The organism is Oceanicella actignis (assembly GCF_900111545.1).
Taxonomy (GTDB): Bacteria; Pseudomonadota; Alphaproteobacteria; order Rhodobacterales; family Rhodobacteraceae; genus Oceanicella; species Oceanicella actignis.
In genome coordinates, this window is sequence record NZ_FOHL01000004.1 from 145,197 (window position 1) to 167,471 (window position 22,275).

Genomic DNA, 22,275 nt, shown 5'->3' on the forward strand with positions numbered 1-22,275 from the left:
CGATCGGTGAACGTCATGGCGCGCGAAGATTCTCCGCCTGCGCAACGGCAGGCCCCCTTGGTCGACGAGTATCGGCGGCTCTCCACGACGACGCTGCGCGACCGCGACGAGAAAGCGGTCGACGACGCCCTTGCGCCCGTCGAAGGCGCCCCCGATGAGCGGCTCGAGACGATTCAGCTTCTGCACCCCGAGGAGCCGGAGCCGGCGGCGCCGCGCTTCCGCCCCGAAGATGGCGGTCCGGCGACGCTCGACGCGCCCTCGACGCCGCAGCCGGCGCCGGCGCAGGAGCCTGTCGAGGCCTTCGTCCAGGCCGAACCGCCGGCGGCGCCCGCCGCCGAGGCGGCCGATCCCGGCGCGTCCGCGCGTCCGCGGCCCCTTCGCGCGTCCGACCCGCGGCCCGACGCCCCCGATCGGCCCGACGATCCGCCGCCGCTCGACGCCCCGGCGGCGGCCGAGGCGCCGCGCGCCGCCGCGTCCCATGTTCCGCCCCCGGACGCGCCGTCGCCGCCCACCGGCCCGGATGCGCCGACCGAGCCCGTGACGCCCGAGGCCCCGGACCAGCCCGACGATCCCGACGCGCCCGAGACCCCGGACGAGCCCGAGGATCACGAGCCGCCGCAGGATCCCGAGCCGCCCGAGCAGGTTGTCGCGCCGCTGCCGGATCTGGCCGCCGCGCCCGCGCTTGACGACCTTCCGCCGCTGCCGGATTTCGCCTTCGCGCCCCTGTCCTTCGCGTTCGAGCCGCCCGCGCCGGCCGATCCGGGCGAGCCCGTTCCGGTCGTCGCCCCGCCCGCCTATGCCCGGATCTCGCTCGCCGCGCCCGGCGGCGGGGTCGAGGCGCCGGCCGACGCGCCCGCCTGGACCGCACCCGCGCCGCTCGACATTCCGGCCGCGATCACGGGCGATTTCCCCGGCGCCGCGCGCCTGAGCGCCGATCTCGAGGCGCCGCGGCCCCCGTCCGCGCCCGTCGCGCCCGCCGAGCCCGATCTTCTGGAGGCGCCGGCCGCGCCCGAGCTTGCGCCCCTGCGCCCGACGCTGCAGGCGACCGGCGGCCTCGTCGTCTACGACGCGTCGGGAGAAGTTCTGAATCCTCCCGAGGAAACCGAGCCCTGGCGCTATCTCGACCCCTTCGGTTCGGAGGCCGTAAGACTGTCTCCCGAGCTGGTCAACGGCGCGGCGCGGATCAACTCGCTGACGCTCGAGAACGACTCGCCCGTCAGCGTCACCTTCATCGGAGAGGGCGCTGGCTACCGCAACACGCTCGGCTGGTACAAGATCGAGCCCGACGGAACGATCGGCGAGGTCAAGATCCTCTGGGCCAACGCCTCGGGGGCGAGCGAGAACGAGGTTCTGGCCGCCTGGCGCGAGGCCGGCGCGACGGATGAAGAGCTGAGCGCCATCGCCCGCGCCTATGGGCGCATCAACTCGGGCGGCGAGCTGGTCCCCGGCCAGTCGACGGTCGCGCTCGAAGGGCTTGAGGCCGGCGATTCGTTCGGCTTCTTCCTCATCCCGAACGGGTATGGCGACAGAAATCTGCGCGCGGCGCTGACCAGCGACGCCCATTTCGAATTCCGCGCCCTCGACGGCGGTCCCGCCGTCATCGAGCCCGGCATGACCGCCGCGCCGAAGCTGCACTACGCCTATGCGGACCCGGCCGGGTCGGTGCGCAGCGGCGTCGTTTCGCAGGACATCCACCACACCGCCGCTTATGGCGACACGCTCGGGCTGAACGACTCGGGCCAGCAGCAGGTCATCGCCGGCGTCGTAGGCGACGATCCGGGCGGCCTGGCCGACTGGGGCGTCGAACCGGGACAGCTCCTCATCGGGTTCGAGGACATCTCGCGCCCGCGCGGCGACGACGATTTCAACGACCTCGTCTTCCGTCTCGACGTCGAGCCCGCCTTCATCGAGAAGCTCGAAATCCAGACCGCCATGCCCGACGTCACCATCGGGCACGGCGATCCCACCGCCCTCATCGACGCGGCCTCGGTGACTTTCGAGGGCCTCGAAGGCGCGGCCTTCGCCTTTCCGGGCTGGGACGGCGAAAGCGCCGAGGGCGAGATATCGGCCGACGGCCAAACGCTGCGCTACCATGTCGAGGAGGACCCCGCCTCCGGGACCGCGCGCCTGCGCCTCGAGGCGCCCGAGGGCGCGCCGGCAGCGGCGTTCGAGGCGGTGCTGGACAACATTTCGTTCGTCAGCCGCGATCCGAACGATCAACGCCTGCCCGAGGGCGAGATCGCGATGACGATTCAGGTCGAATCGGGCGTCGCGGTCAGCGACATCGTCAGAACCGCGGTGCGCGTAGCCCATGATCCGGATCGGCCGCCGGTGGCCCCGTCGGCCGAGGTGATCGCGACCGGTCCGAGCAACGACGAGATCGCGGCCGCGAACGCGCAGCTTCTGGCCGATTGGCAGGAGCAGGTTGCGGCGGTCGAGGTCGCCAACGCCGAGATGACCGCGGCCTATCAAGAGGCGCTCGGGCGCTACGAGGCCGCCCTCGAGGCGTATTCCGCCCTGGTCGAGGCGCAGGAGGCGGCCGCCGACGCCGTGGCCGAGGCGCAGGCCCTTGTCGCGCGAGTCGAGGCTTCGGCCGACGCCGTCGACGCGGCGGGGCAGGCCGCCCGCGCCGCGACGGACGAGGCCGAGGTGGCGCGCGAGCAGCTCGCCTCCATCGCCCAGGCGCGCGAGGAAGCGGCGCAGCTTGCCGAAGACGCGCAAGGAGCGCTTGCCGACGCGACCGCGGCGGCGCAGGAGGCGGCGTCGGCCATCAACGCTCTGGCCGAACGGGTCGCGGCGACCCGGGCCGAAGCGGCCGCCGCCGTGCAGGCCTATGACGAGGCCCGCCTGAAGGTCGAATCGATCGAGGGCCGCCTGGACCAGGCCCACGACGCCGCGGTCCAGGCGCACGCCGTCGCCGACGCGGCGCGAGAGGCGGTGATCCGGCTGACCGAGCAGGCGCGCGCGTCCTTTGCGTCGCTCGAGACGGCCAACGCGGCGCGCGACGCGGCCGGCCAGGCTGCGGCCGACGCGCACCAGGCGCTGAGCGAGCGGCTCGAGGCCGCCGAGGCGGCGCGGGACGCGGCGCAGCAGGCCGCGCAGCGGGTCGAGGATGTGCGCGCCGAGGCCGAGGCGGCGCATGAGGCTTGGCTCGAGGCGCCGGACGACCCCGCCCTGGCCCTGGCCGTTCGCTCGGCCATCGCCGCCCATGCCGAAGCCCTCGAAGCCGCCGAAGCCGCCGCCGAGGTCTATCGACAGAGCCTAGATCAGGTCGCTGATGCGCGCGCCGAATATGAAAGGGCGGCGCAAGGGCTTGCGCAGGCCGACCAGGCGGTTGCCGAGGCCGAGGCGGTTCACGCGCAGGATGAGGAGCTCTTGTCGCAAGCCTCCGCCGAATTCGGCCAGGCGCTGGACGCCGCCGCCTTGGCCGATGACGCGCAGGCGCAGATCCAGTCCGAGCTTGACGAAGCGATCGCCGAGGCCGATGGCGCTCTTCAGACCGCGCAGGAACTGGCGGCTCAGCTCGATTCCGGCGCCGAAGCGCTTGAAGCGGCGCGCGCCATCTACGCCGACGCGCTTGCACCGCAGGTCGAGGCCGCCCAATCCGCCTTCGACGCCGCCGTCGATGAGCTGGCCCGGATCGACGCCGAGGCCGGGGACATGCTTGCGAGTCTGGAGGAGAAGCTTGAGGCGGCCGCCGAGGCCTCGGACGCATACGCCGATGCAGCCGCCGCGCATGCGACGATCCTTGACGAGGCGCAGTCCGCTCTCTCGGCCGCCGATCAGGCGATCGACGATCTGGCGCCCCTGCAGGAGGCGTGGGAGCAAGCGCTTGACGGCTATGAGGAGGCGCTGAGCGCCCATGATCTGGACCAGGTCGAAGCCGGCGCGGATTCCCTTGCTCAGTCGCTTGAGGCAACCGCGGATTCGGCGGACGGGCTCGAGGCGACGCTGTCCGCGGCCGATAACGAGTTGTTCGCCTTCGCGGCCGATGATGCTTCCGACGCTCAGGTCGATTCCGGGCCCATCGACATGGGATCAGACCCGGTCGAAGGCCTCGAGGCCTGGGTTTCGCCCGACGATCCCCAGGATCATGGCTCGTCGTCGGGGCTGATCTGAATACTGGCCGCCGCCAGCCATTGCCGAGGAGCGCAGGCGATGACCGTCGCTATTCCGAAGAGCGAAGTTCCGGGACTGGGTTCTCCGGGGGTCCTCCTCGCTTCGGCGGCGGCAAATCTGCTGTCGATGGCGATGCCGCTCGCCATCATGCAGATCTACGATCGCATCATACCCAACCGGGCGGTGGAGACTTTCGCGGCGCTGATGATCGGCGCGGGCGCGGCCGTTCTGCTCGAGGCCGCCCTGACGCGCGCGCGCGATTGCGCGCTGACCTGGCGCGCGGCCCGTTTCGAGCATGCGGCGTCGGTCGGACTGGCTCGGCGCCTCCTCAAGGCTGACCCCAAGGCGTTGGCCGGCATCGCGCCCGGCGTTCACACCGAACGTTTTTCCTCCGTCGCCAGGATTCGCGACGCCGAGTCGGGGCGCGCCCTCATCGCGTTGGCCGACGCGCCCTTCGTCGGATTGTTCCTGGCCATGGTCTATCTGATCGGCGGGGCCGTCGTGCTTGCGCCGGCGGCGGTCGTCGCCATAGCCATCGTGGGCGCCCTGATGGCGAACTTGCGCCTTGCGGCCAGGATGGACGCCGCCGATCGCCTGAGCCAGATGCAGGCCAATTTCGCGTCCGAGACGCTGGGCCGGTTCGCCGCCGTCAAGGCGCAGTCGCTCGAGGCGCCCATGCGGCGCCGGTATGAACGGCTGATGCGCGTTCGCGCGGCGCTCGAGCGTGCGGTAGATTCGACCGTCAACAGATCGGCGGCGTTATCCAGCGCCCTTGCCCCGGCCGCCATGGTGTCCGTGGCCGCCGCCGGAAGCGTGATGGTCATGGATGGGCGTCTGACCATCGGCGAACTGGCCGCCTGCATGCTTCTGTCCAACCGCGCGTTGCCGCCCGTGCAAAGGATCGTCGCGCAGTGGAGCGCGCTGGTTCGCGCGCGGGTCAGTCGCGAGGCCGTTCGGGAAGGCCTGTCATTGCCGCCGGCCGGCCTCCCGCGCCCCATTGCGCCGGCGGCTTTCCAGGGCGGGCTGCTGCTGCAACGCGTGGCGCTCGAGAACTGCAATTCGCCCGAACCCGTCCTCGAGGGGATCGACCTCCGGATCGAACCGGGCGAGCGGATCGCCATTCAAGGAGAAAGCGGCGCAGGCAAGACGCTGCTTCTGCAAGTCATGTGCGGCTACCTTGCGCCGGATCGCGGCCGCGTGCTTCTGGACGGGCGCACCGACATGCGGCGCGTCGATGAGGAATGGCTTCGCGCCAGGATCGCCTATGTCCCCGAGCGGGCGGCGCTCTTTTCAGGCTCCCTTGCGCAGAACCTGACCATGTTCGACGCCTGCGCCATGCCTGACGAGACGCGCGCCGAGCTTTGGCGGCGGATCGAGGCGGTTTCGGCCGAGCTTGGACTGCTCGATCTGGCCGGACGACTGCCCAACGGTTTCCATACGCGGCTCGGGCCGGGGTCCGGGCATTCCCTCCCGCAGGGCTTCATTCAGAGGATCGCCATCGCGCGGGCGTTCTTGCGACAGCCCAGGGCGATCCTGTTCGACGCCGCGAACGCAAGCCTCGACGCGCATGGAGATGTGTTGGTGCGCGAAGCCCTGGCCCGCTTCGAAGGAACGCTCGTGATCGTGTCGCAGCGGCCAAGCCTGGTCCGCATCTGCGACCGTCGTTTCCGCCTGAGCAAGGGAAAGCTGATCGAGGAGGCGGACTGCCATGAACTTGCGCGTTGACCGATCGGCGCAGGCGAAGTCCGTCGAAGCGGACGTTCTGGGCTCGGATCTGCGCATCGCCACAAGCGAAGCCGTCCGCCAGGCGCTGACCAGGATCGGCGCCGTCGGCGGGCTCGCGCCGTGCATCGGGCCTTTGCTCGAGGCGCTCGAATGGAACGGCGATCCGCGTCATGTGGTCGAGGCCGCGCCCTATCTCGAACCCGAGCTGGGCGTCGAGGATCTCAAGACCATGATGGCCGCCCTGGGCTTTCACATGCGGCTCGAGGCGCCGCGCGGCGCGTCGCGACGCGTCGCCTCGGCTCTGGCCGTTCCCGCCCTTCTGATCCCCGCCTCCGGCCCGCCTCTCGTGATCCTCGACGCGGATGAAGAAGGCGCGACGGTCTTCAACGCGGCGTCCGGCCGAACCGCGCGCATTCCGGCGCGTCTCCCGAGGGGCGAGATCTGGACGTTCGAGCGCCTCGAGGCGGAAGCCGACGAGGGCAGGCCGGCCGAAAGCGGCTCATGGATGGCGCGCGCCGCGGCGCACGCGGCGCCGATCTATGTGCGCGCGATGGCCATGACCGGAGTCGGGTTCGTCTTCGCCTTGGCGCCCGCGCTCTTCATCATGACGCTCTATGATCGGATCATTCCCGCGCACGGGCGCGACATGTTGCCCGCATTGGCCGCCGGGGCGTTGGGGGCCGTCGCGGGCGACGCCCTGCTGAGGGCGCTTCGGGGCAGGTTGATGGCCGACCAGGGCCAACGGCTGTTCCATGGGATCGGGACGGAACTGTTCGCCAGGCTGGTCCAGGCGCCGCCCGACATCGGCGCGCGCATGTCGGTCGCCGCACGTCTGCAAAAGCTTCGTCTGGCTTCGACGCTCAAGGACGCGCTGACCGGCCCGGGCGTCAACGCGTTGCTCGAGGTGCCGTTCGCCGCGGCCCTCGTCGTCGCGCTGTCGTTCCTGGCCGGATCCATGGCGATTCCGGTGATATGCGCCGCGCTGCTTTATGGAGGGCTGATCGCGGCGTTCTCCGGTGCGGGCGCCGCTCGCGCCGCCGAGGCCGCGCGCCAGGCCTTCGCGCGGCAAGAGTTCATTCACGAGATGGTCGACAACCTGAATGCGATCCGCCTCTCGGGGGGCGGCGACGTATGGATCGAACGATTCAGAAGGCTGTCGAACGACGCTGCGCTGGCCGGTTTCGCCGCGCGGCGCGCCAATGCGACGGCCGCGGCGGCGGGAAAGGCGGTCATGGCCATGGCCGGAATCGGCGCGATCACGGCGGGGGCGGTTCATGTCATGGATGGCGCGATGACGGCCGGCGTGCTGATCGCGGCCATGACGCTTGTGTGGCGCGCGCTGTCGTCGATGCAGGCCCTCTACCAGTTCGCCCTGAATGCGCGGCAGATCGCATCGTCCTGGCGCAGCGTGGACCAGGCCATGCTTACGCCTCTCGAAAGCGCCGGGGCCGAAATGATGAACGCCTTGCCGCCCGTTCGCCTCGGCCGGATCGAGCTGAACCGCGTGTCGTTCCGTCATTCGCCGCGCGCCGAACCGGCGCTGCTGGGCGTTTCGCTCGACATCGCGCCGGGCGAGATCGTCGCGGTGACCGGTCCGAACGGCGCGGGCAAGTCGACGTTCCTGCGGGTGATTCTGGGTCTGGACCAACCTCAGGCCGGCGGCGTGTTCATCGACGGGATGGACATCCGGCAGCTGCCGCCGATCGGACTTCGGCAGTCGATCGGCTATGCGCCGCAGTCCTTCGAGTTGTTCCATGGAACGCTGCTGCAGAATCTGCGGCTGTCCATGCCGACGGCCGGGATGGACGAGATCATCCGCGCAGCCCGGGCGTCCGGTCTCGACAAGCTGGTGTCGCAGCTTCCCGGCGGGTTCGAGCATCGCGTCGGAGACCATCGCACGCAGCGCCTGTCGGCCGGCTTCGTCAACGCCTTCGCCCTGGCGGCCGCATACCTGCGCAAGCCGCGCATCCTGCTGCTGGACGAGGTCGTCGACGGGCTCGACGACCATTGCAGCGCGCGTTTTCTGGAGCATCTGGAGCGGCTTCGCGGGCGCGTGACGGTCGTGATGGTCACGCAACGGCCATCGACGATGCGGCGCGCGGATCGGATCGTGATGCTCGATGGCGGCGCCGTCGCGCGCGTGCTCAAGCCGTCGGAGCTGTGACGTAGGGGGATCGCCATGCACCATTCAACCGTCGGACTTGGCCATGCGCCCCGTGCAGGCGTGAAGGCGCATCGCGGCGCCCAGCGCAAGCTCGAGCTTGAAGAGCGCCGCTCTCCGGGGGCGTTGGGGCGCGTGGCGTTGCTGCTGAGCGCCGCCATCGTCGCGTTCCTGATCTGGGCGGCCTACGCCCGGATGCCCGAGTTGGCGCGCGCCGAAGGCGAGGTCGCGCCGCTCGAGCCGATCCACCGGGTCCAGCACCTCGAAGGGGGCGTGCTTGCGGATCTGCGCGTGAAGGAAGGGCAGCGGGTGCGCAAGGGCGATGTGCTTGCGGTGATGGACGCCGACGCGGCGCGCGCCGAAATGGCTCAGCTCGAGGCGCGGCTGCTGTCGCTCGACCTTGCGCTCGAGCGGATCGCCGCGCATCTCGAGGGGCGCGCGCCGGATTTCAAGGGCATTGCGCAAAGGCATCCCGAAGGGGCCGACGCGGCCGCCGCTCAGCTCGCCCTCTTCGAGGGTGAGCGCGAGGCGCTGGCCAGGCGCCTTGCCATTCTGGACGAACAGGCGGCTGCCGGGCGCAGTCAGCTCGAGGCCGTGACGCGCCAGCAGGCGGCGGTCGCCGTTCGTCTGGGCCTTCTGGACGAGGAACTGGCCATGCGCGAAGAGCTGTTGCAGATGGGGCACGGCAGCCGCGCGCAGATCATCGAGGCCAGCGTTCGGCGAAATGTCGCGCAAAGCGAGGGGCACAGGCTTGAGGGCGAGCGCGAGCGCTTGTCGGGCGCGCTCGAGGAAACCGAGCGCCGGCGGGCCGAGTTGCTGGCCGCCGAGCGGGCCGCCTGGCTCGACCGCCGGGTTCAGACGCTGCGCGAGCGCGCCGAGGTGCGCGCCGCGCTCGACCTTGCGCGCAGCCGCGTCGAACAGGCCGTGATCCGCGCCCCGTCCGATGGCGTGGTCAGGGCCGTGTCGGTCCAGACGGTCGGCGGCGTCCTGGCCCCGGGGGCGGAGCTGGCGCAGATCGCCCCGCCGCCCGAGGGCCTGCGCATCGTGGCCCGCATCGCGCCGCGCGACATCGGGGCGGTGAAGGTCGGAGAGGAGGCCCTGATCCGTCTTCCCGCCTTCGACTACGCCAAGCCGGCCAAGATCGAGGGGCGCGTGACGCAGATCCTGCCGCAGCCCTTCGAGGATCCGCGCAAGGGGACCTACTTCAAGGCGTTCGTCGAGGTTCCGAACTGGGGCGCGCTGACCGATCTGGGGCTGGAGCCGGCGCCGGGCATGGCGGCGGGGGTCGACATCGTGACCGGCAGCAAGCCGCTGCTCGAATACCTGTTCAAGCCCCTGCGATATCTGCCCGACAGGCTCTTTTCGGAACGGTGACGGCGCGCGCCCGATTGCGCGCCGCCGCCCCGGCGGGTAGGGAGGGCGGGATCCGAACGCAAGGAGCCCGCAATGAGCGAACGCAAGCGCGCCCTCATCACCGGAGTCACGGGCCAGGACGGCGCGTATCTGGCCGAGCTGCTCTTGGAAAAGGGCTACGAGGTGCACGGCGTCAAGCGCCGCGCCTCGTCCTTCAACACGCAACGGATCGACCATCTGTATCAGGACCCGCATGAGCCCGACCTGCGCTTTCGTCTGCACTACGGCGACATGACCGATGCGACGAACCTGATCCGCATCGTGCAGGAGGTGCGTCCGCACGAGATCTACAATCTGGCCGCGCAGTCGCATGTGCAGGTCAGCTTCGACACGCCCGAATACACCGCCAATGCCGACGCGCTGGGCGCGCTTCGTCTGCTCGAGGCGATCAGGATCCTGGGGCTCGAGCGAGAGACGCGGTTCTATCAGGCGTCGACTTCCGAGCTTTATGGTCAGGTTGCGCAAACGCCCCAGTCCGAGAGCACGCCCTTCCGCCCCCGCAGCCCCTACGCCGCGGCCAAGCTTTACGCCTACTGGATCACGGTCAATTACCGCGAGGCCTACGGCCTGCATGCCTCGAACGGCATTCTCTTCAACCATGAAAGCCCGATCCGCGGCGAGACCTTCGTCACGCGCAAGATCACCCGCGCGGCGGCGGCGATCAGCCTGGGGCTGCAGCAGAAGCTGTGGCTCGGCAATCTGGACGCCCGGCGCGACTGGGGCCATGCGCGCGATTATGTCGAGGGCATGTGGCGCATGCTGCAGCAGGACGCGCCCGACGACTACGTTCTGGCGACCGGCCAGACGCACACGGTCCGCAGCTTTTGCGAGAAGGCGTTCGCCCAGGTCGGCATCCAGCTGTCCTGGCGCGGCTCCGGGGTCGAGGAGAAAGGCGTCGATCAGCACGGCGCGGTGCGGGTCGAGGTCGATCCGCGCTATTTCCGGCCGACCGAGGTGGATCTTCTGATCGGCGACGCCTCGAAGGCGCGCAGCGTTCTGGGCTGGGCGCCTCGCCGCACGCTGGACGAGCTGATCGCCGAGATGGTCGCTCATGACCTGCGGGTCGTGCGCGATGAGGCCGCGCGGCGCAACCGCGAGGGCTGAGAGGGATCAGGCGCCGGCGGCCTCGAGCAAGAGCCGTTCCATGCGCGCGCTCATCAGGCGCGAGTCGAACCGCGCGGCAACCTCGCGCGCGGCTTCCCCCATCTTGCGGCGCAAGGCTTCGTCGCGCGCCAGGATCAGCATGGCCTCGGCCTGCGCGGCCACGTCGCCGGGCGCGAACAGAAAGCCGTTGCGGCCGTGCTCGAGCTGATCGGGAATGCCGCCCAGCCGCGAGGCGACCAGCGGCAGCCCGGCGGCTCCCGCCTCGGTCAGGCTGACCCCGAAACCCTCGATGCTTCCGCCCGCCGGGGTCGAGTGCTGCACGAAGACATGCGCGCCGGCCAACAGGCGCGCCACCTCTTCCGCGCTGCGGCGGCCGGTGAGGCGCACCGCGGCGCGGGCGGGGCTGGCGGCCAGCGCGGCCTCGAGCCGGGCGCGCAGCGGCCCGTCGCCGACGCAGATCCATTCGCTGTCCGGCGCGGCGGCGTGCACGATCTCGAAGGCGCGCAGGGTTTCCATGACGCCCTTTTCCGCCGACAGCCTTCCGACCGAAATGAACCGCGCGCCTTGACCGGGGGCGCGCAGCGGCGCAGGCGCGGCCGAGAACAGCGCCACCGGCGCGCCGCAGGGGATGACCGCGCAGGGGGGCGGCGCGACCCCGGCCTCCCTGGCCATCGCGTGCAGAAGGTCGACCTGAAAGCGCCCCACGGCGACGGCCCGCGCGCACTGGCGCAGGGCCTGCCCGACGGCGCGCCGATAGGCCTTGCGGCGGGCCAGCGCCGAGACGTCGCGGCCATGGACCATGAGGACCATGGGCGGCGCCTCCGGCCAGTCGCGCAACGCGGCGGCAAGCGGTATGGCGTTCCATGCGAAGTGGCAAAGGATGACGCGCGGCCGGACCTGGGCGATGGCGTCGCGGATGGCGCGGGCCGCGTCGCGCGTGGGCGCAAGCGCGCGTGGGTCGCCCAGCCGCCCCGCCGCCCGGCGCAGCAGGCTGCGCGGCGGGGCGAAGGGCGCGTCGATCAGCCGGGCGGGGATGTCCTGCCCCCAGGCCGGCGCCGCGTTCCGCCGCCATGCGATCAGGGTCGCGGCAAGACCCGGCATCTCTCGTATCTGGCGCGCGATCCAGATTTCGGAGGGAATGCCGATCTCGGTCGTCACGACCGCGGCGGGCAGGGGGGCGGCGCCGGCGCGCGCGCTCATCCCTCAGCTCCCGGGGCCGCGGCCGAGCGCGCGCCGCACCGTCTTCCGGGCGACCATTGCGGCCAGCAGCGGCGGGTTCCGCGGGTCCTGCCGCAGCCAGCGCCAGTGGCGATCCCACGCGCCCTTGCGCAAGGTGTTCCAGCCATATTTCGCGTTCAGCTCCAGCGCCTTGGCGACGCGCAGCTCGAGCATCGCGCAGGCCTCGTCCAGGGGCAGATCGCCCAGCGGCCGCCCGGCCCTGCGCAGGGCCTCGATATGGCGGCGCGTGGCGCTGGCGATGGCGCGATAGTTGACCGGCGTCACGCTGCCCGGCGAGTATTCGCCCGTGACGCCGCCGATGCGGGTCGAGAAGGCGTAAAGCGCCTCGTGCAGCACGCCAAAGCGCACGCCGGCGGCCAACGCGCCCAGATACCCGAAGAAGTCGGCGCCGTGGCGTTCGTCGGCGGGATAGGTCATGCGGCCTGACGCGGCCAGGGCGCGACGGTAGATCGGCTTGAGCAGGCCATAGTCGAGGGGCGCGTCCGGGTCCACGGAGCGTTCGAGAAAGCGGCGGGGGGTGAGCAGCTCGAGCGCGCCGTCGGCCGGCAGCTGCCGCGGCGCGGGCTTGCCGGCCTTCAGGTCGTGGAAAAGCGGCAGGTCGGACAGCGCGTCGAACCCGTTCGCCTCGGCCATGCCGATCAGCCGCGCCAGGCGGCCGGGCAGAAAGGCGTCGTCGGCGTCCAGCAGCGCGATCCAGCGGCCGCGCGCGGCCGCGGCCCCGGCGTTGCGCGCCGGGGCGCAGCCAAGGTTGCGCGCGTGGCGCAGAACCCGCACCCGGGGGTCGCCGGCGGCCAGCGCCTGGGCGACGTCATGCGTCTCGTCGCTCGAGGCGTCGTCGATGATGATGAGCTCGACCGCGACGCCCTCTTGCGACAGGGCCGAGCGCGCGGCGCGCTCGAGAAAGGGCGCGACATTGTAGGCGGGCAGGATGACGCTCGCATCCGGGGCGTCGGTCTGGTGTGCCGGGTCGTCGGCGGCTCGGGGCACGGCGCCCTCCTGATCGTTGCGCGCGAAATCCTGCGCGGCCAGTTGTCCACAAGGCGGCGAGCGGATCAACCCGGGCTTCGGCCGCGCTGGCGGGCCAGCGCCCGCGCGGCGCGCCGGGCCAGCCGCCGCGCCGCGACCAGCGCCAGAAGCGGGGGGTTGCGCCAATCCTGCCGCAGCCAGCGCCAGTGCCGCCTCCATGCGCCCTTGCGCAGGGTGGTCCAGCCGTAGCGGGCGTTGAGCTCGGCGCATTTACGCAGGCGCTGGCGCAGCAGGGCCTCGGCCTCGGGCGCGGGCAGGCCGGGGATGTCGGCGCCCCTGGCGCGGATCTCGTCGATGATCCGCCGGGTCGAGGCGGCGACGCTGCGATAGTTCACATCCGTGACCGATCCGGGCGAGAACGCGCCGCTCAGCCCGCCGATCCGCGTTGAGAAGACATAGCCCCGCTCGTGCAGCACGCCCATGCGCGCGCCCGCGCAAAGGGCGTTCCACACGGCCAGGAAGTCTTCGCCATGGCGCGTGTTCTCGGCGAAGCGGAATGTTCCCTCGCGCGCCAGGCGCGCGCGCGTCAGCGGCTGCAGCAGCCCGTAGTCGATCGGCGCGTCGGGGCGCACGGACGCCTCGAGAAAGGCGCGCGCGTCCACATGCTCGAGCCGGCCGTCGGCGGGAATCTGCGTTGGGGCGGGCCTGTCGGCCGCCAGGTCGTAGAGCAGCGGCAGGTCGGCGATCATGTCCAGCCCGGCCTCGTCGCCCACCGCGGTCAGGCGCGCAAGGCGGCCCGGGGCGAAGGCGTCGTCCGCGTCCAGAAGCGCGATCCATTCGCCGCGGGCCGCCGCCATGCCCCGGTTGCGGCTGGCGCCGGGGCCAAGGTTGGCCTCGTTGCGCAAAAGGCGCACGCGCGAATCGCGGCGGGCCAGGGCGCCGGCGATCTCGGCCGTCTCATCGCCCGAGGCGTCGTCGATCACGATCACCTCGACGCTTGCGCCCTGGTCTTCGAGCGCCGAGCGCACCGCCCGCTCGAGGTATCGCGCGGCGTTGTAGGCCGGCACGATGACCGAAACGCGCGGCGTGCGGGGGGGCGCGGCGCTCATGCGCGGCTTTCGGCGCCTGCGGGCGCGCCGTAGCGGCGGCGGTAATAGGCCTTGTAGGCGGGCTCGAAGGCATAGCGCGCCCAATCGCGCAGCGGCCTTGACGAGCGCAGCCGCATGGCGGTCAGCGCGGCGCGCGGCGCCATGGCCGCCCGCCCGAGGGCGCCGGCCTCGGCCAGGTCCACGCGCAGGCTGCAGCGCAGGATCTCGGCCCGGCAGGCGGCTTCGACCTCATCCTTGCCCGGATAATCGAGGTCGGCGAAGCGCTCGAGGATGTGACGGCAGTTCTGCGCGCGCCAGCGGTCGAGGCGCAGGGGCGTTCCATACAGAAGCTCGCGCGGGTCGGGCGCGCCGCGTTTCCATGACAAACCGCCCGCGCGCCAACGCACGAGTTCGCGATCGACGTGAACGATTCGCCCAAGCAGCGCGGCGCGGAACGGCAGGATGGTGTCCTCGACTCCCAGCCCGGGCCCGAGGGGGCCGAAGCGTTCGTATATCGCGCGATCCCACGCGGCGGTCGCGCCCAGCACGCGCAGGCGCTCGCAAACGATGTTGCGCGGCGTCGGCTCCGAGATCAGCAGCGGTTCAGGCCGCCGGACGCCCAGTCTCCGCCCCTCGGCATCGACCACCGCCGCGGATGAATGCAGCAGCATCGCCGTTCCCTGCGAAGCATGCCAGGCGTCGATCAGCGTCTGGGCCCGGTCCGGCTCGGATATGTCGTCTCCGGCCGCCAGGATGATCAGCCTGCCGCGCGCCAGTTCCATGATGCGGTCGACATGGCCCGTCACCCCCAGATTTCGCGGGTTGCGGTTGAGCCTGACCTGGTGCGGGCCGCGATAGGCCTGCGCGATGCGGCGCATGGTTTCGAAGGTGCCGTCGTCCGAAGCGTCGTCCGAGAGGATGATCTCGAGCGGCCGCTCGGTGCGCTGACCAAGCAGCGCCGCCACGGCCTCGGCGACGGTGTGTTCCTGGCGAAAGGCCATCAGGAACAGCGTTGCTTCGGGGCCGGCGGTCATGATGGCGGCAACTCCTATGTTGGGGCGATCGGCCAGCCGATCCGCACGAAAAGGCGGTGGACCCTGCCGCCCAGCCTGCCCTGCGGGCCGATCCGGCGCCCGATTGTCCGCATGCCGGCCACGGTCGCGACGCAGGCCGCGGACAACCCGGCGATCGCGCCGGCCGACGGGCTCAGATGCGCCGCCGCCAAGGTCCCGGCGCCCAGCGCGCCGTTCAGGAGCAACAGTCTGACCGCGTCCGGCTCCCATGAGAAGCCATGAATCCGTCCGACCTGCCAGCGCGTGAAGACGACATGGACCAGCTGCGCCGCCGGAAAGGCGATTCCCGCCCCGGCAAGGCCGAAAAGGGCGATCACGCCCAGCATGATCGCCAGGAAGGACCCATTGAAGACGAGGTGAGTCGCGAAGAACAGTCGCCCGCGTTTTCGCGCGACCATGATGAAGCCCAGCGGCCAGGCGGTCAGCAGCAGCAGGTTGCCCAGCGCCTGCCATTGAAGGATCTCGATCGCGGGGGCGAAGCGCGGCGAATAGAGCAGGCTGACAAGCCACGGCGCCAGACCGATCACCCCCATGACCACCGGACCGGCAAGGCTGAGGGCCAGCGCCGTCTGATCGTTCGCCAGGCGGATCGAAGCGGGCTTGTCCTTGATGATGCTTGAAAGCTTCGGGAAGTAGTCCGCCCCCATCGCCGAGATCAGAAAAGCCACCTGATGCTGCGTCAGCGCCCAGGCGGCCTGGAACATGCCGGCGCCCTCGATGCCGAAAGAGCGGGTGAGGAGCGTGCGAATCGCCAGCAGCGTCGCCGTCGCCAGAAGCGCGCCGCCCATGAACGCCGCGCCAAGGCGCAGGAAGCGATTCCAGTGCCCCCAAAGCTGGAGCGCGCCGTCGATCGCGGCGGGCGCGGGCGCGCGGCGGGCGTAAAGAAAAGCCGCAAGCGCCGTCGCCGCCGGCGCCGCCAGCGGCAGGGCGACCAGCCCGCTTGCGCCCCAGATCCAGATTGCGCCCAGGCCCATGGCCGTGCCCGCCGTGCTGCCGAAGATCGCGACGCGCACCACGTCGCCGATCCGTTGCATTGCGCGCAGCAACGCGGTCTGCGCAGCGGTCAGAACCGCGGCGAGAACGCCGAGCCCAAGCAGCCCGGTCTCGAACGCATGAGAATCGTTCCCGAAGATCAGCTGGGACAGTTCCCCGCGGAACAGCCATATGAGGGCCATGCCCGCGGCGCCTTGGACGAGGCTGGCGATCGCCAGAGCCCGGCGCAGCCGCGCCATCCGGCGCGCATCGTCCCGGGCGGCGGCCAGCTCGCGCATGCCGCTCTGTCCGATGCCGACCCCGGCCAGTTCGGCGCCGGTCTCGACGATGTTCGCGTAGATGCCCAGCGTGCCCACGCCCGAGGGGCCAAGCATGACCGCGACGATCTTTACGCGGATCAGGCCCATCAGGATGTTGAATCCCTTGGCCCCGCCTATGAGGCCGATCGACCTCAGAAGCCCCGTCGCGGACATCCGTCAGACCCCGGCCTCGCGCCCGCCGCGGTCGCAGGCGCGCCGCGCGAAGTCCCCGGGCCGGCGCATCGTTGCTGATCTGGCTGAGTCGGGCACGGACGATCCTCGAATGGGCGGCGCGGGGGCGGCCGAGTCCGGGCCGCGCGCCGAGAACACGTCTTCCCATATCCGCCGGGCGCGCCATGTGCAAATGTCGCGCATCGCGTGGGCGGTTCAGGTCTTGCCGCCCGGTTTGCGCCCCTTCGCGCGCGGGTCTATCCTGCGCGCGCCGCCGCCTGGAGACTGCGCGCCATGAAGACGTTCATCCGCCTTGCGCTTGCGGGCGCCGTTCTGCTGCCGCTGGCGCTGGGCCTTGCGCTGATCGAGCGCGAGCCGCTCGTGGCCATGCCGCTGCGCGCCACGCCCGAGGGGGCCAAGGCCGTCAAGCGGCTGTTCCATCGCGTGCGCGCCGTCACCGTCGAGCCGGTCGCCGAGCCGACGGTCGAGGCGAGCGTGGCGGATCTTGAGCACGTCATGGCGTTCGGCGCGCGGGTCTATCCGGGCCTGCGCGGCGCAGCCGAGCGGGTGGCGCAGGGAATCCGCCTGCGGCTGTCGGCGCCGGTTCCCTTTGCGCCCGGTCTGGGCTGGATCAACGCCGAGGCCGTGATTCCCGCCTTCGACCAGGGCCCGCGCCTGGCCGCCGCCCGGCTTGGCCGGCTGGACCTGCCGCCCGAGCTGGCGCTGGGCGCCGCGCGGCTGGGCGCGAACCTGATCCTGGGCGAGCGCTTCGGCGACCGCCTTCTGGCGGCCGTGCCGCGGCTCGAGCTGACGCCCGAAGGGGGGCGCGCGACCCTGGCCATGAGCGACGCCGACCGCAAGCGCCTGTTCCGCCGCCTGGCCGGCACGTTGCGCGGGGGCGATCTGCCCTCGCCGCAGGCCGTCGCCGCCCATCTGCGCGCCTTGCAGGAGGCCGAGGCGCAGGGCGTTCTGGCGGGCCGGGGCTCGTTGACGCCCTATCTGCGCTTCATCGTCGAACAGGCCATGCGCCGAGCCCGCCCGGGCGAAGAGCGTCAGGAGCTGGCCGCCGCCATCTTCGCGCTGAACGCGGCCTGCGGCTCGCAGCCCTTCTCGGTGCTGATCGCCAAGATGTCGGGCAAGGACGCGCCGCCCCCGCCGCGCACGGCCGTTTGCCGCAAGGTCACCCTGGCCGGACAGGACGACAAGAAGCGGCACTTCGTGACCTCGGCCGCGATCGAGGTCGCCAGCACCATGCGCATCTCGCTGACCATGGGCGAATACAAGGAGCTGATGGACAGCATCGACCGCTGGGGGTTCGAGTTCGCCGACATCGCGGCGAACGTCTCGGGGCTGCGCTTCGTCGAGGCCTTCATGAACGCCGACCCGGCAAGATGGCCCGAGCTTCTGGCGCGCGTGAAGGACGAGGATTCGGTGCTGATCCGCTTCGACGATCTGCCGGGCAAGCTGTCGCGCGACGAGTTCGTGGCCCGCTTCGTCAACGCCGACAGCCCCGCCTATCGCGAGGTCATGCGCCGCATCGAGGCGCGCGCCGCCGCCTTGCCGGTGGCGCGGCCGTTGCCCGCGCCCGAGGGGTGAGGGCGCGGGCGGCGCCACGCGCGCGCCCGCCTTGGGGAAGGGCGGGCGCGCATTGCCGACCGGCCGCCGCTCCGCAGAACGCTGCGCGCGGAGGCGGCCGTGGAACGCAAGCATCGGGGGACGCGACGCATTCGGGCTGGGGAAGCGCCCGAGGCCTGCAACCTGGCGCGGGGCGAAGGCCAGGTCTTAACCATTTCAAGGCGATTGCATGGCGGCCGCGCTCGCCGAATGGGAATGTTCCCGCATGGCGAAGGGGCGCGTCGGGGCGCCCCTCAGGCGCCCCGCGCGGCGCCCGCGGCCGTTTCGGCCAGGAAGGCGCGGTAGGCGTCGGCCACGCCCTGGCGCAGGGGGCGGGCGTTGTTCCAGCCCAGAGCCCGAAGACGCGAACAGTCGGTCAGCTTGCGCGGCGTGCCGTCGGGGCGCGAGGCGTCGAAGACCGGCTGCGCCGTGCAGCCCACGGCCTCGGCGACGATCTGCGCCAGCTCGCGAATCGAGACCTCCTCGCCCGAGCCGACGTTGATCGGCAGCGGATCGGACCAGCGCCGCAGCAGGAACACCAGCGCATCGGCCAGGTCGTCGACGTGCAGGAACTCGCGCAGCGGCGCGCCGGTGCCCCACAGGGTCACGGTGCGCGCGCCGCTCTGGCGGGCCTCGTGGAACTTGCGGATCAGGGCCGGCAGCACATGCGAGCCCTCGGGGTCGTAATTGTCGCCCGGGCCGTAAAGATTGGTCGGCTGGGCCGAGATGAAGTCGGCCCCGTATTGCGCGCGATAGGCCTGGCACATCTTGATGCCGGCGATCTTGGCCACGGCGTAGGCCTCGTTGGTGTGCTCGAGCGGGCCGGCAAGCAGGCTTTCCTCGCGGATCGGCTGCGGCGCCTCGCGCGGGTAGATGCAGGTCGAGCCAAGGAACAGCAGCTTTTCGACCCCGCTTTCCCACGCGCTGTGGATGACGTTGGTCTGGATGGCCAGGTTGTCGCGGATGAACTCGGCCGGGCGCGTGGCGTTGGCCATGATCCCGCCAACCCGCGCCGCGGCCAGCACCACCACGTCGGGGCGGTTGGCGAAGAACCAGTCGCGCACGGCGCGCTGATCGGTCAGGTCCAGCGCCTCGCGCCCGGCGGTCAGCACCTCGACCGGCTCGGCCGCCAGGCGCCGGGTCACGGCCGCGCCGACCATGCCGCGATGCCCCGCGACGAAAACGCGCTTGCCGTCAAGCTGGTAGGGAATGGCCATGCCGCGCTCCTTCATGCCGCGCCCGCGACGCTTTCCTTGCGGGCCGGGGCCTGTATAACCGCTTGTCGGGCGCGCGCGAATGCATGGATGCGACGAAATCGGGGGGAAGCATGGCGCAGGACACGCCGGGGCGAGAGCCGCGCATCGCGGTGATCGTGCCACATCTCAACCAACCCGACCATCTCGAGCGCAGCCTGAGCGCGCTCGACGCCCAGAGCTTCGACCGCGCCGAGGTCGAGGTGGTGGTGGTGGACAACGGCTCGCGCGCGCTGCCGCGCGAGGTGGTGGCGCGCCATCCGGGCGTGCGCCTGATCGAAGAGCCCGAGCCCGGCCCCGGCCCCGCGCGCAATGCCGGCGTGGCGGCCACGCGCGCGCCGCTGCTGGCCTTCGTGGACGCCGATTGCGTGGCCGATCCGCGATGGCTCGAGGTCATCGCCGACGCCTTCCGCGACCCGCAGGCCGAGGCCATCGGGGGCGATGTGCGCATCCTGATGCGCGACCCCGCCCGCCCCGGTCCGATCGAGGCCTACGAGGCGATCTTCGCCTTCCGCCAGCGCGAATACATCCGCAAGATGGGCTTTTCGGGCACCGGCAATCTGGCCATGCGCCGCGAGGTCTTCGCCCGTGTCGGCCCCTTTGCGGGCATCGGCGCGGCCGAGGATGCCGAGTGGGGCCGGCGCGCGCGCGCCAGGGGCGTGGTCACGCGCTACGAGCCGCGCATGATCGTCCATCACCCCGCCCGCGAATCGCTGCGCGAGCTGCAGCTCAAATGGGACCGGCACATCAGCCACCAGTTCGCCGAGGCCGCGGCCCAGGGGCGGCGCGGGCTGGCGAAATGGGCGCTCAAGACGGCGGCGATGGCCCTGTCGCCGGCGGCCGAGATCCCGCGCATCCTGGCCTCGGACCGCGTGCCCGACATGCGCGCGCGCCTTCTGGCCTTTGGGGTTCTGACGCGGATTCGCGCCTATCGCGCGCGCCGGATGCTCGAGGCGCTGCTGGGCGGGGCGGCGCGCGGCGCAAGCGGGCGCTGGAACCGCGACTAGGGCGCGGCGCGGCGCGCGATATCGTTAACGCATTGAAAAACAGTCTTAACGCGGGGCTGCGCGGGTTGATCGGCGCGGCCATGCGTCCTTTAATGGTCGGTGAACGTGGGGCGGCGCGGAGGGGCGCCGCGGCAAAGGGGGGCGAGCGATGCGGCTGGCGGATGGCATGCGGGGCGTTGGCGGCGCCGGGCGGCGCGCGTGCGCCGCGGCGGCCGCCGTCCTGCTGCTGGCCGCTTCGGCGGAGCCGGGGCGCTCGGCGGCCATCTTCTCTCCCACCGACGCCGCGCTGCGCGGCGCAAGTACGATCGACTTCGACTCGCTCGAGGCCGGGCGCAAGCGCCGCTACGTCTTCGAGGACGAAGGCGTGGTCTTTCGCGCCAAGAAGGGGCGCCTGGCGATATCGCCGGCCACCTTCGGCGGAGTCTATGGCGGCTCGGGCATGGAGCTGTCGACCCTGTTCGTCGGCCCGCCCTACCGCTTCAACATCCGTTTCCGCCGGCCCGTCGATGCCTTCGCCATGAGCTGGGGCGCCGCCAATCCCGACTGGATCGTCAAGGCGCGCGATGCGACGGGCAAGGTGATCGCCAAGACGATCTTCGCCGGCGCGGACGGGCCGCATGCGGGGCTGGTGTCGTATTACGGGCTGGCGGCCGAGGGCATCGCATCGGTCTCGCTGCGCAGCCTCGGGGGGCAGGACTGGGTGAAGATCGACGACTTCAGCTTCGCGCGCCGGCAATACGCCCCCGAAGGCGCAACCGAATCAGCCGTTTCCGCGCCAAGCGCGGTTCCCCTTCCCGGCGCGCTGCCGCTGCTCATCGGCGCGCTTGGCGGGCTGGCCTTGCGGCGTCGGCGCTGACGCGTCGGCGCCGCGGGCCGGACGGGTCCGCGCCGGACAGAAGGTCCGGCCGGACTTGACGCTTCCAGACCTTCAATCGCCGCGCCGAATGCGCCGCCAGGCGGCGTCGACGGGCAGCACCTCGGCCCCCGAGGTCAGCGCCGCGTCCAGCGTCGCCGCCAGAAGGTCGGGGGTTGCGTCGTATGGCCCCGGGGCGGCCGAGACGCCATGCGTGAAGAAGATCAGCCACCCCTTGCGCCGCCGGTTCTCCTCGATCAGGCGCAGCGGGCGCGCGGGGTCGTTGCAGGCGTAAAGCTCGTTCGCCCGCAGCCAGTGGGTCGAGGCCAACCCGGCATTGATCCCCGGCACGCAGGAACGGGCCGTGGGGGCAAGGCGGCTCACGATCCATTCGACCCGCGTGTCGCCCGCGCCGAAGGGATAGGCGAAATGGCGCGTGGCGCCGGGGGGCAGCGCCTCCTGATTGCGGCGCAGCTGCTCGACGATCCTGGCCGAGGGCAGGTCGCGCAGATTGGGATGGGTGAAGGTGTGGTTGGCCACCTCGTGCCCGCGCGCGATCGCTTCGACCAACATCGGCGGCGTGGCCAGTTTCGGGCGCGCGCCCGACGCCATCAGCCCGGCGCAGGCGTAGAAGGTCGCCCGCGCGCCGCGGCTTTCCAGCACGGGCGCGCCGGCCTCGAACGCCGAGCGCGGGAAGTCGTCGAAGCAGAAGGTGACGATCGGCCGCGCCGGCGCGGCGCGAAAGCGCTTCTTGAACGCCGCGCGGTAGAGAATCGTCTTCAAATCGAGGCGCGCCTTCATTTGCGCCGCACTTCGTCGAATCCGGCGCGCGGCGCCTGGTTTCTTGCCGCAACGCTTGCATGATTGCCGGAACCGGCTAAGATTTTCCGAGGGGTTTTGACGGCGCGGCGCCGGATCAGCGTTTCGCCGCCCGCCAGACCGTCGGCGACCGGGCGCCGGGTGGGGCGCCGCCTGGTCGCGCAAAGCGCCGCCAGGTGGCCGCGCGCCGAGTATGCTTCCGTTTTCAAATCGGTTTGCTCGCCTTTTGCGAGAAGTTTCATTCAAGCAGTTTTCCGGCGCGTTTGGCCGGGGTCAATGGGGAAGCTGAAAATGTTTGCACAAGCGCTTGTTCGCGGCGGCGATTCCCGCCAGCTAGGCGGGATTGCCGCCATTGCGCGCGCGCATCGCGCGGGTCTG

16 protein-coding genes are annotated in these 22,275 nt (G+C 71.4%); 8 read left to right on the top strand and 8 right to left on the bottom strand.

All coding sequences use genetic code 11. The features are described 5' to 3' along the window. Positions 1-15 precede the first annotated feature (15 nt). The 5 genes from BMW67_RS08465 (at position 16) to gmd (ending at position 10,522) form a co-directional block, all read left to right on the top strand. Positions 16-4,119, top strand: coding sequence for a DUF4114 domain-containing protein (locus BMW67_RS08465; RefSeq protein WP_072747097.1), 4,104 nt, complete (start codon positions 16-18; stop codon positions 4,117-4,119). A gap of 39 nt (positions 4,120-4,158) precedes the next feature. After that, positions 4,159-5,844, top strand: a complete 1,686-nt coding sequence (locus BMW67_RS08470; protein WP_072747098.1) for an ATP-binding cassette domain-containing protein — start codon at positions 4,159-4,161, stop codon at positions 5,842-5,844. A 604-nt stretch (positions 5,845-6,448) separates the two neighbouring features. Next, positions 6,449-8,008, top strand: a complete 1,560-nt coding sequence (locus BMW67_RS08475) for a peptidase domain-containing ABC transporter (RefSeq protein ID WP_425433830.1) — start codon at positions 6,449-6,451, stop codon at positions 8,006-8,008. Between the two features lie 15 nt (positions 8,009-8,023). Continuing rightward, the gene (locus tag BMW67_RS08480) at positions 8,024-9,379 is read left to right on the top strand and encodes an HlyD family type I secretion periplasmic adaptor subunit (RefSeq protein ID WP_083581252.1); all 1,356 of its coding nucleotides are present in this window, start codon (positions 8,024-8,026) and stop codon (positions 9,377-9,379) included. A gap of 72 nt (positions 9,380-9,451) precedes the next feature. Then, positions 9,452-10,522 carry a GDP-mannose 4,6-dehydratase gene (gene gmd / locus BMW67_RS08485; protein ID WP_072747101.1) on the top strand — a complete coding sequence of 357 codons (1,071 nt, stop codon included), beginning with the start codon at positions 9,452-9,454 and terminating at the stop codon, positions 10,520-10,522. A 6-nt stretch (positions 10,523-10,528) separates the two neighbouring features. Here the strand turns inward: gmd and BMW67_RS08490 are convergent, their stop codons facing one another. The 5 genes from BMW67_RS08490 to BMW67_RS08510 form a co-directional block, all read right to left on the bottom strand. After that, positions 10,529-11,722, bottom strand: coding sequence for a glycosyltransferase (locus BMW67_RS08490; RefSeq protein ID WP_072747102.1), 1,194 nt, complete (start codon positions 11,720-11,722; stop codon positions 10,529-10,531). Between the two features lie 3 nt (positions 11,723-11,725). After that, positions 11,726-12,748 carry a glycosyltransferase family 2 protein gene (locus tag BMW67_RS08495; RefSeq protein ID WP_072747103.1) on the bottom strand — a complete coding sequence of 341 codons (1,023 nt, stop codon included), beginning with the start codon at positions 12,746-12,748 and terminating at the stop codon, positions 11,726-11,728. Between the two features lie 65 nt (positions 12,749-12,813). Continuing rightward, positions 12,814-13,836 (bottom strand): glycosyltransferase family 2 protein, encoded by a 1,023-nt coding sequence (locus tag BMW67_RS08500; protein ID WP_072747104.1) that lies wholly within the window; start codon positions 13,834-13,836, stop codon positions 12,814-12,816. Then, positions 13,833-14,849: a glycosyltransferase gene (locus tag BMW67_RS08505; RefSeq protein WP_072747105.1), complete on the bottom strand. Its 1,017-nt coding sequence runs from the start codon at positions 14,847-14,849 to the stop codon at positions 13,833-13,835. Before BMW67_RS08505 ends, BMW67_RS08500 begins: the two co-directional genes overlap by 4 nt. Positions 14,850-14,863: 14 nt before the next feature. Then, complete coding sequence (locus BMW67_RS08510; protein ID WP_072747106.1) at positions 14,864-16,354, bottom strand: oligosaccharide flippase family protein; 1,491 nt, start codon at positions 16,352-16,354, stop codon at positions 14,864-14,866. A 291-nt stretch (positions 16,355-16,645) separates the two neighbouring features. Here BMW67_RS08510 and BMW67_RS08515 point away from each other — a divergent pair, with 291 nt between their 5' ends. Beyond that, entirely contained in the window at positions 16,646-17,947 is a 1,302-nt protein-coding gene (locus tag BMW67_RS08515) for a hypothetical protein (protein WP_072747107.1), read from the top strand. A gap of 272 nt (positions 17,948-18,219) precedes the next feature. Here BMW67_RS08515 and BMW67_RS08520 read toward each other — a convergent pair whose 3' ends face one another. Next, positions 18,220-19,182: a GDP-L-fucose synthase family protein gene (locus tag BMW67_RS08520; RefSeq protein ID WP_072747209.1), complete on the bottom strand. Its 963-nt coding sequence runs from the start codon at positions 19,180-19,182 to the stop codon at positions 18,220-18,222. 110 nt (positions 19,183-19,292) lie between these two features. Here BMW67_RS08520 and BMW67_RS08525 point away from each other — a divergent pair, with 110 nt between their 5' ends. Next, a complete protein-coding gene (locus BMW67_RS08525; protein ID WP_072747108.1) occupies positions 19,293-20,225 on the top strand; it encodes a glycosyltransferase family 2 protein in 933 nt (310 codons plus the stop codon). Positions 20,226-20,373: 148 nt separating this feature from the next. Further along, positions 20,374-21,081, top strand: coding sequence for a VPLPA-CTERM sorting domain-containing protein (locus BMW67_RS08530; protein ID WP_072747109.1), 708 nt, complete (start codon positions 20,374-20,376; stop codon positions 21,079-21,081). A gap of 72 nt (positions 21,082-21,153) precedes the next feature. On the opposite strand, the gene BMW67_RS08535 is transcribed toward BMW67_RS08530, so the two are convergent. Continuing rightward, a complete protein-coding gene (locus BMW67_RS08535; RefSeq protein WP_072747110.1) occupies positions 21,154-21,879 on the bottom strand; it encodes a polysaccharide deacetylase family protein in 726 nt (241 codons plus the stop codon). Further along, positions 21,876-22,139 (bottom strand): hypothetical protein, encoded by a 264-nt coding sequence (locus tag BMW67_RS15450; protein ID WP_125459010.1) that lies wholly within the window; start codon positions 22,137-22,139, stop codon positions 21,876-21,878. Before BMW67_RS15450 ends, BMW67_RS08535 begins: the two co-directional genes overlap by 4 nt. Between the last annotated feature and the right edge of the window lie 136 nt (positions 22,140-22,275).